This window comes from Stieleria mannarensis, from assembly GCF_014154935.1.
GTDB classification, from domain to species: domain Bacteria; phylum Planctomycetota; class Planctomycetia; order Pirellulales; family Pirellulaceae; genus Stieleria; species Stieleria mannarensis.
Genome location: NZ_JACEHH010000012.1, coordinates 68,637 through 83,619, shown reverse-complemented (window position 1 = coordinate 83,619; position 14,983 = coordinate 68,637). Strand labels below are relative to the sequence as shown.

11 protein-coding genes are annotated in these 14,983 nt (G+C 60.4%); all 11 read right to left on the bottom strand.

Features of this window, described 5'->3' with window-relative positions; translation table 11 throughout:
* Positions 1-5 precede the first annotated feature (5 nt).
* Entirely contained in the window at positions 6-3,254 is a 3,249-nt protein-coding gene (locus H1B37_RS10305) for a WD40 repeat domain-containing serine/threonine protein kinase (protein ID WP_182866561.1), read from the bottom strand.
* A gap of 27 nt (positions 3,255-3,281) precedes the next feature.
* Positions 3,282-3,872, bottom strand: a complete 591-nt coding sequence (locus H1B37_RS10300; RefSeq protein ID WP_182866560.1) for an RNA polymerase sigma factor — start codon at positions 3,870-3,872, stop codon at positions 3,282-3,284.
* Between the two features lie 219 nt (positions 3,873-4,091).
* Positions 4,092-5,228: a sodium ion-translocating decarboxylase subunit beta gene (locus H1B37_RS10295; RefSeq protein WP_182866559.1), complete on the bottom strand. Its 1,137-nt coding sequence runs from the start codon at positions 5,226-5,228 to the stop codon at positions 4,092-4,094.
* A gap of 5 nt (positions 5,229-5,233) precedes the next feature.
* Positions 5,234-5,629, bottom strand: coding sequence for an OadG family protein (locus H1B37_RS10290; protein WP_182866558.1), 396 nt, complete (start codon positions 5,627-5,629; stop codon positions 5,234-5,236).
* A gap of 3 nt (positions 5,630-5,632) precedes the next feature.
* Complete coding sequence (locus H1B37_RS10285; RefSeq protein WP_182866557.1) at positions 5,633-6,022, bottom strand: biotin/lipoyl-containing protein; 390 nt, start codon at positions 6,020-6,022, stop codon at positions 5,633-5,635.
* Positions 6,019-7,572 (bottom strand): acyl-CoA carboxylase subunit beta, encoded by a 1,554-nt coding sequence (locus H1B37_RS10280; protein WP_182866556.1) that lies wholly within the window; start codon positions 7,570-7,572, stop codon positions 6,019-6,021. Before H1B37_RS10280 ends, H1B37_RS10285 begins: the two co-directional genes overlap by 4 nt.
* Positions 7,573-7,647: 75 nt before the next feature.
* The gene (meaB, locus tag H1B37_RS10275; RefSeq protein WP_182866555.1) at positions 7,648-8,664 is read right to left on the bottom strand and encodes a methylmalonyl Co-A mutase-associated GTPase MeaB; all 1,017 of its coding nucleotides are present in this window, start codon (positions 8,662-8,664) and stop codon (positions 7,648-7,650) included.
* 12 nt (positions 8,665-8,676) lie between these two features.
* Positions 8,677-10,878, bottom strand: coding sequence for a methylmalonyl-CoA mutase (gene scpA, locus H1B37_RS10270; protein ID WP_182866554.1), 2,202 nt, complete (start codon positions 10,876-10,878; stop codon positions 8,677-8,679).
* Complete coding sequence (locus H1B37_RS10265) at positions 10,875-13,010, bottom strand: methylmalonyl-CoA mutase family protein (RefSeq protein ID WP_182866553.1); 2,136 nt, start codon at positions 13,008-13,010, stop codon at positions 10,875-10,877. The genes scpA and H1B37_RS10265 overlap by 4 nt, the downstream gene beginning before the upstream one ends.
* A gap of 24 nt (positions 13,011-13,034) precedes the next feature.
* Positions 13,035-13,448 carry a methylmalonyl-CoA epimerase gene (mce, locus tag H1B37_RS10260; RefSeq protein ID WP_182866552.1) on the bottom strand — a complete coding sequence of 138 codons (414 nt, stop codon included), beginning with the start codon at positions 13,446-13,448 and terminating at the stop codon, positions 13,035-13,037.
* A gap of 16 nt (positions 13,449-13,464) precedes the next feature.
* Positions 13,465-14,982 carry an AarF/UbiB family protein gene (locus tag H1B37_RS10255; RefSeq protein WP_182866551.1) on the bottom strand — a complete coding sequence of 506 codons (1,518 nt, stop codon included), beginning with the start codon at positions 14,980-14,982 and terminating at the stop codon, positions 13,465-13,467.
* Position 14,983: the final 1 nt, after the last annotated feature.

Genomic DNA, 14,983 nt, shown 5'->3' with positions numbered 1-14,983 from the left:
GGTGTCTAGTACTCCAGTACGCGAATCGAACCGTCCTCGCTACCGACGAACAACCGTGATCCGGCGTCGTCGACCGCGATCGCCGTCGGTGCTTTGCCGGACAGGAGAATCGATCCTCGCTGCGTCATCGTCGGCCTGGTCCGTGGATCCCAAAACCGCAGTCTCCCCGGCTCTTCCGACGAGACCAACGTGTGACTTCGGTCGACAAAGGCCAGTGACGTGATGTACGTGTTTTGCTCTGATGTGGAACGCGAGATCACGTTGCCGTCTAAATCCGCCAGGATCAATTGCCCCGATTCGTTCGCCACGGCAATCTGTGCGGCGTCATCGGAGACGGCCATGGCGACGACGGAAAACGGAAACTCGATCGAACGTCCTTTGCCCGTCTTTGGATCCCCGATCCAAACTTCCGATTTGTCATCGATCCCATAGCGATCGACCAGACCGAACAACCGTTTCGCGGTTTTGCAATAGTGCAATTCGAGCACTGCAAGCTCGGTTTGCCAGACGGGGCTGCGCTGCCCTGGACGCAGCATCATCAATCGATAATCGGTCGTGGCGACGACGATCCCCTCGGGCGTCACGGCAATCGACTCGGTCGACAGTTCCTCGTCGGTCAACGGCATCGCGTCAGACAAGTCCTCGGTCGATCGGCAGGTGAAAACCGATTCGCCCGAGGCCCAAGCAAGCCATCCTTCGCGATCGACAGCCATCGCGTTGATGGAAGCACTGCCGGGTGAGTTCCAGACCTGCAGACGGCGACCGGTCAGCGGATCCCAGCGAGCGATCTGGCCGGCCAAATCACAAGACACCAATTGTTCCGTGGCGGAATCAAAAACCAGACGCCCGATCACACGATCCGATGGATCGGCATCGGCGACCAGGTAAGGCGGCTCCATCGACCGATTCAGATCCCAAACTTCGGTCGCTTGATCGCGTCGCCCCACCCACAACCGATCGGATTCCTCAAAGGCCAACGACAGCACCTCGGCTCCGCACTGTGCGACAAACAACATGCGTCCAGATTCAAAATCCCAAACCCGAACGCTCTGGTCATAGCTTCCTGCGGCCAACAAGCTGCCGTCGGCGGAGAAGGCGATACAACTGCCCTTCTCGGAAAACGCGCCCTCAAATTCTCGGGCGACGCTGATCCGGTTGTCGGAAACCGACCACTCGCGTACCATCCGACGTGCGCCGGTGGAGACCAACACGGCCGGTTGCCATGGGTGAAACGCAAGTGCATTGGCATCCTCCGACATCGTCGCACCAACATCCTGCCAGCCGGGGATCGTACGCACTCGGATTTCCCCCGTCGGCTCTCGGGCACAGCTCGCGACCAGATTTTCGTCGGCATTGATCGACATGCCGATCAGCGAACCATTCTCATTGCCGCTGTCCACCGTCGTCGCAGGGCCGGCAGCTGGCCATCGGCGGATCACGCCGTCGCTGTGGGCCGTCAGACACTGGTCGTTGCCCAAGAACTCAATCGCGTTGGTATCCCCCACCGCGACCGGCGACTCGCTCGCGTCGAGCGTTCGGACTTTCTGCCACGAATCCGTCTCCCAAATCAACGCCACGTCGTCTTGTCCCGACGTCGCCATCCATTGGCCGTCGGGGTGAAAACGGACGCAAGTCACCGCTTCGGTGTGAGCGTCGATCTGTTTGGCATCGACCGGGGCGTCCAGCGGCTGAATGACCAGCTTGCCCTGCGAGGTGCCGAGGGCGACGATCGAGGCATCGGGCGAGACCGCCATCGCCGTGACATCCCTCGCCTCGGAATACACGGTCCGTTTTTGATCACAATAACGCTTCAAGACGTGCCAAAAGACACTCCGCAACTCGGGCCGACAGATCGATTCATCCTCCAGGTACACGATCGCTTTGGTCGGATCTCGCGGGGCGAGATCGGCAGCACGTCTTAATTGAAGCGCAAACGCCGATCGATGGCTTTGGTCCAGCGTCTTTTCGAGCGCGGATTGTTTCTGCTGCAACTCGGATTGTTGCCGGCGAAGAACGATGTTCAGTCCGACGACGATCGGCAACGCGACCAGTAGCGAGACGACAAACAGCGATCCGAAGGTCGTGGCCAACGGATTACGTTTTGCGCTCTTGCGCCAGCGATCCCAAAGTGACGGCACACGCGATTGAACCGGCAGACCGGCCGAAAACCGCCGCAGGTCGTCGGACAGCTCGGCGGCCGTCGCGAACCGTCGCCCGGGTTCCTTTTGCAGGCATCGCAGACAGATCGCTTCGAGATCGCGGTCGATTCCAGGTTTTAACGCGTTCGGCCGGACCGGTTCGGTGCTGCGAACGTTTTCCAACACGGTCAGCACGCTGCCTTGGAACACCGGTTGCCCGACCAAGCAGTGGTACATGATCGCGCCCAGCGAATAAATGTCCGTCGCCGGCGTCAATCGCGTGGACCCTTCGGCTTGCTCGGGTGACATGTACGCCGGCGTGCCCATCGGAACACCGGTGATCGTCTTCGAATCGGCGTCATCCAAACGTTTGGCCAGCCCGAAGTCGGCGATTTTCGGAGTCCCATTTTCGGTCATCAAGATATTGTCGGGTTTCAAATCACGATGCAGAACCGATCGCTTGTGGGCGTAATGGACGGCGTCGGCGATCGTGGCCAACAGCCGTGCCGTTTCGCTGGGCGAAAGCGGTTGACGACGCATGCGCTGGGCCAACGTGCCACCGTCGACATATTCGAACGCGCAATACAGGATCCCGTCCGCTTCGCCGAATTCAAAGATTTGCACGATGTTGGCGTGCTGCAGGTGCGCCGCCGCGGCCGCTTCGACTTGAAACCGCGAACGATCCTCGGGCCGCCATTCACGCTGCGGCGCGATCACTTTCAACGCCACCTGGCGTCGGACCCTCGGATCAAAGGCCCGATACACGACGCCCATCCCGCCGTGTCCCAACAGGTGGTGATCTTGATAGTGTGGAATCCGCGTCGGGTCCGCCCTGCGGCCGGCGCCGGCGGAACCTTTCCGGATCGGTGGCGGTGAATGTTGACCCTTCGGCTCGGATTGAAAAGGGACGGATTGATGAGGGATGGGACGAACAATCGTTTCGTCCATCCCCTCGTACAGTAAACGCACCAACGGATCCGGCTGGACATCCAGATCGTCGATCCGCTGTCCACAGGCATCGCACTCAGCCAAGTGCTTTTCCAGCTCGTCGATCTCGCCGGATGAGAGACGCCCCGACTTGAATCGTTGCAGGACGGAGTCGTCAGGGTGATTCATGCAAGTCTGCCGAAACCGGTGGCATCGCTAATCGTCCAAAAGCCCTTCGCCCAACTCGCGCAACCGGCTCAGCACTCTGGACTGGGCGATTCGCACGGCGTTGGCCGTCAACCCGAGTTCTTCGCCGACCTCCTTGGCCTTTCGGTTTTCCAGAAACACCATCCGAAAGGCCGACATCGTTTGGGGCGAGAAATCGGGTTTGGCCAGAGAGAGCAATCGTTCGCAAAGGCGTTGTTGGTATTCCTGGTCCCACAACTGGCTCAACTGGCTGTTCGGATCGGCAAGCTGTTTGGCCATTTCGCCGACCTGCTCGCTGCCGGCACCCTGTCCCAGGCGTTGCTTTTCTCGCCAAGCAACCGTCAGCCGGTTTGCGACCACATTCTTCAGCCACAAACGAAACGCACCGGTGTTGCCGTTGTGCTCGAACGCGGGAAGCTTCTCCGCCAGCTTTTCCATCACACTCTGCTGCACGTCATCGGCATCATTTTGATTCAATCCGCGGCGGATCAACCAACCCCGGATGATCGGCGAATAAAGATCGCAAAACCGCTGCCACGCCGCCTCGTCGGCGGAATCACGAAGCCGCTGCAGCAGACTGACAGAGGTGGGGCCGGACATGAAAAACACTCTCGTAGGGACGACGTTGCCCCACGGATTATAAAACGGATTCAAGCCGCCTGCCATCGCCGTACGCTGCGTTGGGCAACGGAACCCGTCCCCGAGGGAATTACCAGAATGATGGGAAGGCAGAATGATGATGATGCCGGTCATGAACCAGCAGATGCGGCCCAAGCCCCATCAACTTCCCCCATCATTCTGCCTTCGCCTGCAGCCCATCTACGACGCCAACTGCGACCACAAAACTCCGGCGGCGATCGCCGAACCGATCACGCCGGCGACGTTGGGGGCCATCGCGTGCATCAACAAATAGTTTCCGGGGTCTTCTTCCTGGCCGACCAGTTGCACGACGCGGGCCGAACCGGGCACCGCCGACACGCCGGCCGCGCCCACCAGCGGGTTGATCTTCTCCTTCAAAAAAAGGTTCATGACCTTGGCGAACAACACGCCACAACCGGTTGCCACGGCAAAGGAGACGGCACCGAGCACAAAGATCAAGATCGACTCGCCCTTGAGGAAATACTGCGCAGTCGTGCTGGCACCGACACAAAAGCCCAACAAGATCGTGACGATGTCGATCATCGCCGTCCGCGCCGTCAACGACAATCGATCCGTGACCGTACATTCTTTCAACAGGTTTCCAAAGAACAACATTCCCATCAGCACGATCGAACCGGGGGCCAACAGCGTGCAGATCAGAAACGCGACGATCGGAAACATGATCAATTCCTGACGCGTGACCTTGCGCGAGGGCTTCATCCGAATCAGACGCTCATGCTTGGTCGTCAACAGCCGCATGATCGGCGGCTGGATAACGGGCACCAGTGCCATGTAGGAATAAGCCGCAATCGCGATGGCTCCCAACAATTCGGGCGCCAAATTGGACGCCAGGAAGATCGCCGTCGGACCGTCGGCACCGCCGATGATCCCGATCGCACCGGCCTGTTGGGGCGTGAACGCCAGACATAACGCTCCCAGATAGGTCATAAACACACCGACCTGGGCCGCGGCCCCCAACAGCACCAACTTTGGATTGGACAGCATCGTGGAAAAATCGGTCATCGCGCCGATCCCCAAAAAGATCAACGGCGGATAGATCTCTTTCTCGACGCCAAAGTACAGGAACCGCAGCACACTGTCCTCGGCGAACACCAACGGCACTCCGGATTCGGTCGGCATGTTACCGACGATGATTCCGAATCCGATCGGGATCAACAACAAGGGTTCATAGCGTTTGGTGATGGCCAGGTAGATGAAACCCAGGGCGATTACCATCATGACCACGTTGCCCGCTTCGAGCCCCGCAAAGGCCGTCGTCTCGTAAAGCTGGACTACTTTTTGGCTCAAATATTCCATGGCGTTCACTTCCGGTCTCGATGTTCGATACGGTGCGACATGTGGTGCTTCATCCGTCCTTCCAAGGACCAAGCGTACTCGCCGGCCCCCAAACCACGGATCTTGACGATCCGGTGCGGTCGATCCATCGCTTCGGCCACCGCGGCGGCGATGACGACCAGAACCTCTTCGGGCAACTCGTCATCGTGAGCGGTCGGTGCGGAGGCCGATTCCGTCGCCGCGGGTTTGTTGAACGGGGCGACCAGACGCGGCAGCACCGTGATAAAAACAACGATCAACACGAGCGCCGAAAAGACGACCACGATGCCCATGATGGCCATCGGAATCCCGTGCTCTTCGGTCAACGGGGCCAGCGAAAATTCGATCAGCCGCTTGCTTTCTTCCTGGGCCAAGAACAACATCACTTACTCCAGTACGACCAGGGTTTGGCCTTCGGCGACCGAATCTCCCGCGGCGACGTCGATGCTCTTGACCGTGCCGTCGACCGGCGCGGTGATCTGGTTTTCCATCTTCATCGCTTCCAGGATGACCATCCCCTGTCCACGCTTGACCGTGTCGCCGGGTTTGACCAGGATCGATCGGATAGCGCCCGCCATCGGGCTGGTCACCGCACCGCTGACGCTCGGCTGCTCGGGCCCCGGTGCCGACTCGCGAGCGATTACCGGCGCCGGTGCGCCGCCGGACGGTTGCACCGGTGCAGGTTGCATCGGGGCCTGATACGTGTCCGCGTCGCTGAGATCCTCCACGGTGACGTCATACGATTTATTCCCAACGGTGATGCGTAATCTTTTCATAGCGGAATCAAACCATGCTTCTTAGGAGGACGGGTTTCGCTCTTGTTCAGCGTGTTCTGGAGGGCGAGTGAGACAACGGATCGGGTTTGCGCCGGGACGATCACGTCGGTGATCATGCCATGCGACGCCGCCAAGTACGGTGAAGCGAATCGGTCGCGGTATTCTTGAATGAACTTCTCGCGGAGCGCCGCTTTGTCTTCGGCCTCGGCCAACTCTTTGCGGTACAGCACGTTGACGGCACCCTCGGCGCCCATCACCGCGATCTCCGCGGTCGGCCATGCGAACACCATGTCGGCCCTCAAATCGCGACTGCACATCGCCAGGTACGAACCGCCATAGGCCTTGCGGGTGATGACGGTGATCTTCGGAACCGTGGCCGACGCGTAAGCGAACAACATCTTCGCACCGTGACGAATGATCCCGCCTTGTTCCTGTGCCACACCGGGCAGAAACCCGGGAACGTCCACCAACGTCAACAGCGGAATGTTGAACGCATTGCAAAAACGAATGAACCGCGCGCCCTTGTCCGAGGCATCGATGTCCAGCGTGCCCGCTTTCACGTTGGGCTGGTTGGCGATGATGCCCACCACCACGCCATCGACCCGCGCGAAGCCGACAATCAGGTTGGGGGCGAACCCGCGATGAACTTCCAAAAATGCGTCCTTGTCGACGATCCGCTCGATCACCGCGTACATGTCCATCGGATCCTTGATGTTCTCCGGGACCACGTCGTTCATCGACAAATCCGGGTCCAGACATAGCTCGTCACTCAACTGGTGCGGCGGGTTTTCGGCATTATTCTGGGGCAGATAAGACAGCAACTGCTGGACGATCTGCATCGCGTGCCGGTCATCGTCGGCGACGAAGTGCACGTTGCCGCTGATCGCGGCGTTGGCCGTCGCGCTGCCGATTTCCTCCATCGTGCAATCGACGCCCGTGGCCGCCTTGATGACCTGGGGACCGCAGATGAACATGTTGGCGTTCTCACGCGTCATCACCAAAAAATCCATCAGCGCCGGCGAATAAGCCGCCCCGCCGGCACAGTTCCCAGCGATCACGCCGATTTGCGGGACACAGCCCGAAAGCATCACGTTGCGATAAAAGACCTGACCGTAACCCGACAGCGAATCGACGGCTTCTTGAATGCGAGCGCCCCCGGAATCGTTGATCGCCACAAACGGCATCCCGCTTTCCAGGGCGTAATCCATCATGTCGCAAATCTTCTTGCTGTGCCGCATCCCCAACGCTCCGCCACCGACCGTTGCGTCCTGGCTGAACGAGGCCGCGGGCCGTCCGTTGACACGTCCCACGCCGGTGACCACGCCGTCACAGGGCATGGACTTTTTCTCCATGCCGAATTCATGGCAGGAATGATCGACGTGCATGCCCCATTCCTGAAACGTGTCGGCGTCGAAGAACAGATCCAGCCGCTCGCGTGCCGACAGCATTCCCTTTTCACGGCGTTTGGCATGCCGGCTTTCCCCGCCGCCCGATCGCAGCTTTGCGCGGCGTTCTTCCAGACCCGTTAAAAACTCTTTTCGAATACTCATGGCATTCCAGTTCTGTTGACAACCCAGCCGGTTCACACAGGTGTGCTCGGTTGCGTCTTGGTAACAAAAAACTCACTAAACGCCGCAGTGATCCTGCAACCCGAACGCTTCCAGGATCTTGCTGGCCGCCGCTTCGGGCGGCAGGTTGCCGTCCAGCACGTCGGCTTCTAGGGAGTCACGAATGCGACGTACTCCCGGATGCTCGCGGAGGGCCTGTTTCATTCGGTCTTCGATGATCGCCCACAACCATCGAACTTGTTGTCGACGCCGTTTGGCGACCAATTCCCCATCGGCTTTCATCGCCGTGTAGCGGTCTTCGATGGACTGCCAGACTTCGTCGACACGTTGGTGGTGCAGCGCGCTACAGGTCAACACGCGTGGCGGGTTGTCTTGTTTTCCCAGGATCGAATGGATCGCCATCTCGTATTGATGCGCCGCCACCTCGGCGGCTTTGCGGGTCGCATCGTCGGCCTTGTTCACCGCGATCACGTCGACCAATTCCAACAGCCCGCGTTTGATCCCCTGCAAATCGTCTCCGGCCCCAGGCAACATCAGCGTCAAAAAGCAATCCGTCATTTCCGCGACCATCGTTTCGGATTGCCCGACGCCGACGGTTTCGATCAACAACACTTCGTATCCGGCCGCTTCGCACACCAACATGCTTTCGCGGGTCTTGCTGGCCACGCCGCCGAGCGTGCCGGCCGACGGGGAAGGCCGGATGTAGGCGTCGGGCTCGGCCGCCAACCGCGCCATGCGTGTCTTGTCGCCCAGGATGCTGCCGCCACTGATGCCGCTGGATGGATCCACGGCCAACACCGCGACGCGCCGACCCTGGGCGGTCAACTGCAATCCGAGTGCCTCGATGAATGTGCTCTTTCCGGCGCCGGGGGCGCCGGTGATGCCCACGCGGATCGCATTGCCGGTATGCGGCAACAGTTGTGTCAGCAACGCCTCGGCCTGGCGTTGGTGACCCGGGTTGCTGGATTCGATCAACGTCAATGCCCGCGGCAACACGGTGATATCACAGGCCCGCACGCCATCAAAGTAGTCCTCCGTCGTCAACTGACGGCGTCGTGGAACATCACGCTTCATGCCCAATTCCGTTCACGCATCTTGAGTTTCGACTGTTTCATCGACCGAGAACCCCAGTCGATCGGCGAGATCGCGAACCACGCGGATCGCCGCATCGCTGATGACCGTCCCCGGTCCGAACACCTCCGCCGCACCGGCTTCGTACAACGCCTCGCGGTCCTCCGGCGGGATCACTCCGCCGGCCACGATCATGATGTCTTCGCGGCCCAGATCTGCGAGCGCCTTGCGCAGTTCCGGCACCAACGTCAGGTGACCGGCGGCGAGCGAGCTGACGCCGACCAGGTGCACATCGTTTTCGACCGCCTGGCGGGCGGTTTCGGCCGGCGTTCGAAACAGCGGTCCGATGTCAACATCGAATCCCAGATCCGCAAATGCGCTGGCAATGACTTTTTGGCCACGGTCGTGTCCGTCCTGTCCCATCTTGGCGACCAGGATCCGAGGGCGCCTACCTTCGTTGCGTTCAAAGGCTTCGACGATTTGACGGACTTCCGTTGTCATCGATTCACTCTCCAATGCCGCGGCATACACGCCGCGAACGGATTGAACGGGCGCCTGATAACGATTGTAAACCTTTTCAAGCGCCGCGCTAATCTCACCGACCGTCGCCTTCGCTCGGGCCGCATTGACGGCCAACTCCAACAGGTTGCCCGTTTCACTGCGCGCCGCTTCGGTCAACGCATCCAATGCCGCATCGACGTCCGCCTGGTCCCGCTCGGTGCGCAGCTGTCTCAAGCCTTCGATCTGAGCCTTTCGCACCGCGGAATTGTCGACGTGCAACACACGCATCTCGTCTTCGGTCGTCGGCCGATACTTGTTCACGCCGATCAACGTTTGCTGTCCCGAATCGATGCGGGCCTGGGTGCGCGCCGAGGCTTCTTCGATCCGCATCTTGGGAATCCCGGCCTGGATCGCCTCGGTCATGCCGCCCAGTTCTTCGATTTCGACCAAGTGCCCCCAAACACGCTGTGCCAAATCGTGCGTCAAACGTTCGACGTAATAGCTGCCCGCCCATGGATCGACGACTTTGCAGGTGTCGGTTTCTTGCTGCAGAAACAGTTGCGTGTTGCGGGCGATGCGGGCCGAAAAATCGGTCGGCAAGGCCAACGCTTCGTCGAGCGCGTTGGTGTGCAAGGATTGCGTGTGCCCGTGTGCCGCCGCCATCGCTTCGATACACGTCCGCGTCACGTTGTTGTAGACGTCTTGCGCGGTCAAGCTCCATCCGCTGGTTTGGCTGTGGGTCCGCAGCGACAAACTCTTGGGGTTCTTGGGGTTGAATTGCTTGATCAGTTTGGCCCAAATCATGCGGGCCGCCCGCATTTTGGCGATCTCCATGAAGTAATTCATGCCGATCGCCCAAAAGAACGACAATCGCGGGCAAAACGCATCGACATCCAGCCCCGCGGAGATCCCCGTGCGGACGTACTCCAGTCCATCGGCCAACGTGTAGGCCAATTCCAAGTCGGCCGTCGCCCCAGCCTCCTGCATGTGATAACCGCTGATGCTGATGCTGTTGAATTTTGGCATCCGCTGGCTGGTGTATTCAAAGATCGCGGCGATGATCTTCATACTCGGCGCGGGCGGATAGATGTACGTGTTACGAACCATGAACTCCTTCAAGATGTCGTTCTGGATCGTCCCGGCCAACTGCTCCGGTTTCACGCCTTGTTCTTCCGCGGCGACGATGTACAGCGCCATGATCGGCAACACCGCACCGTTCATGGTCATCGACACACTCATCCGGTCCAGCGGAATTCCATCGAACAGCGTCCGCATGTCTTGGATGCTGTCGATCGCGACGCCGGCCATGCCGACGTCACCCGAGACGCGGGGATGATCCGAATCGTAACCGCGGTGCGTGGCCAGGTCGAAAGCGATGCTCAACCCCATCTGCCCGGCCGCCAGGTTGCGACGGTAAAACGCGTTGGACTCCTTTGCGGTCGAGAACCCGGCGTACTGACGCACCGTCCAAGGCCGTTGCACATACATCGTCGCGTAGGGGCCGCGCAAGAACGGTGCGATCCCCGGCATGGTGTCCAAGTGATCCAGCCCCGCGCGATCGGCCGATGTGTACAACGGCTTGACCGGGATCTGCTCCGGCGTTTGCCACTGCAGTGGTTCGGTGCGGCCATCGACTTTCGCTTGCCAGTCGTTCAAGCTGCCGGAAGCGTGCTTTTCGCTTTGGAACGGGATCTCGGAAAAGTTTGGGATCGTCATTTCACCGGCTCTCCTTCTTCAATAACACCGACTTGCGCCAGCAGGCTGCGGAGTGTTTCAAGCACATTGCAACGCATGAAGATGAAGCGGTCGACGCCCGCCTCTCGCCACGCTTGTTCGTTGTCACCGGGGAATCCGGCCAGCACGACCGCTTCCGCCCCGGCGGCCTTCAATTTGCCCGCCGCCGCAGGAACGACGTCGGGATAAAGTTTGTCCGAGGAACAAATCAACGCGATCTTTGCACCGGATTGCGCGAACGCCACCGCCGCCGCGTCGGCATCGTCCGAGCCCTCGTCGGTGACGACCTCGAATCCGCCCGCTTCAAAGAAATTGGTCGACCAGGTTGCTCGGCCGCTGTAGTGGGCTACCGGGCCGAAGCCGGCCAGGAACACGCGCGGTCGATTTCCGTGCGTCCGTTGCCAAGCGTCGCTGGCATCACGCAGCTGATCAAAGGGTTCCGCCAAACGCTGCGGTGCGATCGCCGTCATCGATGCCGTTTCGCCCCGGCGGAATCCGAGCCCGCCGGCCAGTTGCCCGAGCGTTGCGCCGGCCGACGCGGCCGTGACCGCCGCAGCGACCGGATCGTCGGCGACCACGAGCGAAGCGGCTTCATCGCTCGCCGGGCGAGCATTGTTCACCCGTGTGGCGGCTGCCTGGGCAAGGGCATTCAAATCCGCTGCCTCGCGGACCAATGGTTCTTCCGCGACATTGGGAAACTCGCTGACTCCCGTGACGCCGCGTTTTCGCGTCGCAATGTCCTTGGCTCGGGCCTGGGCCGTCGCGGCGATTTCTTCGGCGACCCATCCGCCGGCGAGCGCCGACGCCATGCCACCCTGACGTTCGGTCTGCTGAAAAATCTCCCACGCCTTGCCCGCCAAATCTTCGGTCAATTGGTCCAAGAACCAACTGCCGCCGGCGGGGTCGATCACGCGATGCAAGTGCGATTCTTCTTGCAACACCAACGCGGTGTTCCGCGCGACTCGGCGGCTCAGTTCGTTCGGTAACCCGGCGACGCAATCAAACGGCACCGACGTGATCGCGTCGGCCCCGCCGATCCCGGCGGCGAACACCGCCACGCAGTTGCGAAGCAAATTGACGTACGGATCATGCTTGGTCAGCACGCGGTTGCCCGTCCGCGTTTGAATCCGCATCGCCCAAACCTCTTCCGACGCCCCGCTGGATTCCAACACACGCGACCACAGCCACCGGGCCGCGCGCAGTTTGGCGATCGCCCGGAAATGCTCGGTGCCCAGACTGATGCGAAACAGAATCTGTTTGGCCGCCGCATCGACGTCCATCCCGCGGTCGGTCATCGTCCGCAAGTATTCAACGCCCGTCGCCACCGCAAGGGCGATGTCCTGGGCCGCGCTGGCGCCCGCATCGTGGTAGGGCGACGTGTCGACGCCGACCGCAGTGACCTGCGGAGAGTGTTTTGAAGTCCACGCTGCCAGATCCGCCAACGACGACAACGCGGTCGATGTCTCGGTCGGCAATTGTCCCCGTCGCGCCAGCTCCGCCAGCGGGTCTGCGTTGAACGCACCACGGGCCTGTTCGGGCGACACACCACGGCGCTGCCACAGGGCGGCCAAGGTCGCCGCGGCGGGAACAAATGCCGCGCCGGCGTCCAACGCCACGGCGATCAGTTCCAGCTGAACTTCGGCGAGCAACTTGTCCAGATCGTCGACGCTGTACACCGTCGCGCCGCCGCGTCCCACGCCTGTGTCACTGGCCGAATCATCGGGATCCAATCCGTCGCGGCCGGCATCATCAAGCCGGATTTGGATGGACGTCACGCCCCCGGCCAAATCCGCCAAGATCGCTTGGTTGCCTTCGGCCAGGCAGGGTTCGGTGTACTCTTGACGCAGGTCCCAACCCGACTGTACCGATCCGAGCGGACGCCCGCCACGGACCCGCGATGCCAAACCGGGAAAGCCCATCGGATCGTCTTGGCCGGACTCATCGCGGCGACTGTAGATCGGCTGGATGGCGAGGTTGTCGTAGGTTTTTGAAACGAGTTTCTTTTCAAACGGCGCCCCGGCCAACGCCTTTTCGACCACCTGACGCCACTGGTCATAGTCGACCGCAGGGAAGTCGTCTTGAACACTCAGTTCGCGGGGAAACGTAACCGTCATTGTCCTTTCTCTCGGGTTTTCAGTTTACGCGTGTTGGGCTGATTCACAGAGTTCGGTCAGCACCCCGCCGGAACTCTTGGGATGCAAGAACGCGATCTGCATTTGATGCGACCCTTCGCGCGGCTTTTCATCGATCATTCGCAATCCCGAGTCGCGTAATTCTGCAATCCGCGCCGAGATGTCGTCGACGGTGTAGGCCAAATGGTGCAACCCTTCGCCGCGTTTTTCGATGAACTTGGCAACCGTGCTGTCCTCGCTGGTCGGTTCCAACAATTCCAACCGCACATCGCCGGCGCGGAAGAACGCGACGCGCACTTTTTGACTCGGCACGTCCTCCAGCCCCTCGAATTCCAACCCGAGGGCACCTTCGTAAAAAGGCTTCTGGGCGTCGATCGATTGCACGGCGATGCCGATATGATTCAAAGACTTGACCGCCATTGTTTTCGTCCGTTCGTTAAAGGGAGACGTTGAAATTGTTTGATGATCTGCCTTGGCAACTTTCGATCGCGTCGAGGGCATGCCCCGAAAGGAAACTGGTAAATGCGGCGGGAGCAGCGAACATCGCTTGGGTTATATCGAAATTGGAAAGTCGCGTGGCAAAACTGCGCGAGAAAGGAGGGTGCAACCAACGCTGCGGCAATTCGATCGCAAAGTGCCGCAAGAATTCGGTGTTCAGGGTCCGGTCCAAGATGCCCGTCCGTTCACCAACATCGGTCACGACGCCTTCGAGCGCGAGCAACGATTTGCGGAACAACATCAGTTCATCGCTGACCCGTAACTTGGCGTGTTGGACCGCTTCGTCCAGCATCGCAACCATCCAACTCAATCCGGGGAATTGACCGCGGCGGACACTGCAGACCCATTTCTCGGCCACCGCTTTGAGCGCCGATGGATCGGCAGGTGGCTGGACGGCCAACTCGGCCATCCGAGCGGCGACCGCACGGGCGTCCAACAGGATTGCCGAAAGACAAAGCTGGACCACCGTCCGACGCACGTCGGCCCCCAATCGCCCGACCAGACTCCAATCCAGAATCCCCAGACGACCTTCATCGGTCAAAAACAGGTTGCCCGCATGCGGATCGCCGTGAAAGATCGGATGATCGGATTTGGAAAAGATCGGTCCGGCGATCAACGCTTCACCGACAAGCGTGGCGAGCTGTCGTTTTTCACGTTTCGCAAACAACCCATGCTCGGTCACCTTGCCTCCGCTCAGACGTTCCATGCTGGTGACGCGCTTGGTGCAGTGTTCCAGCAAGGTGGGGATTTGAACCCGCGGCTCGTCGGCAAAGAACGCCTTGGCTTGAACCAAATGCCGCTGTTCATTTTCCAACTGCACTTCATCCAGCAAGCGGACATGGGCTTGCGTGAACGCGTCGCGATAATCCAGCTGGGGGATCTGCAATTCGTCGCAGCGTCGATCCAATTGTTCACCGACCTGCACCAGCAAGCTGAGTTCTCGATCAAGTTGTTCCTCGATGCCAGGCTTCAGCACCTTCATCACGCCACTTGCGGCCGTCGCTCCAACTGTCCGATCACAGTCAAACGGGACCACCACCGCCACGCTGGCCTCGGCGATCGCCGGCCCGAGCGTGATGCCCAGTCGATCGGTCGGCCCGAGTTCATCCACGACCGCGCGCTCGACTTCCTGTTGGGAAACCGACGGGGCCAGACTTTCCAACTCACTCAAATACCCGCGCAGCTCCAGCGGCAACCGTTTGTCGCGGGCCAGGATCTGGCCGACCTTGTGCAGCACCGGCGAGCTTCGCGCCAGAATGCCCAACCGCTGCGAGAACGATGCCGATGCGGGCAACTTCGCTTGCCCACGCAGGATCGAGCGCTGTTGCGGTTCCGGCAAACCGCTTAAAAACAACCCCAACCCCTCCCGAATCGGACGCGCAAAATGCGCGTGCTGGGGAGGCAAGATCGACTGGAAAGCGGCTTCGTCGAGCAGGAATTCCCAACGGGGCGTCATC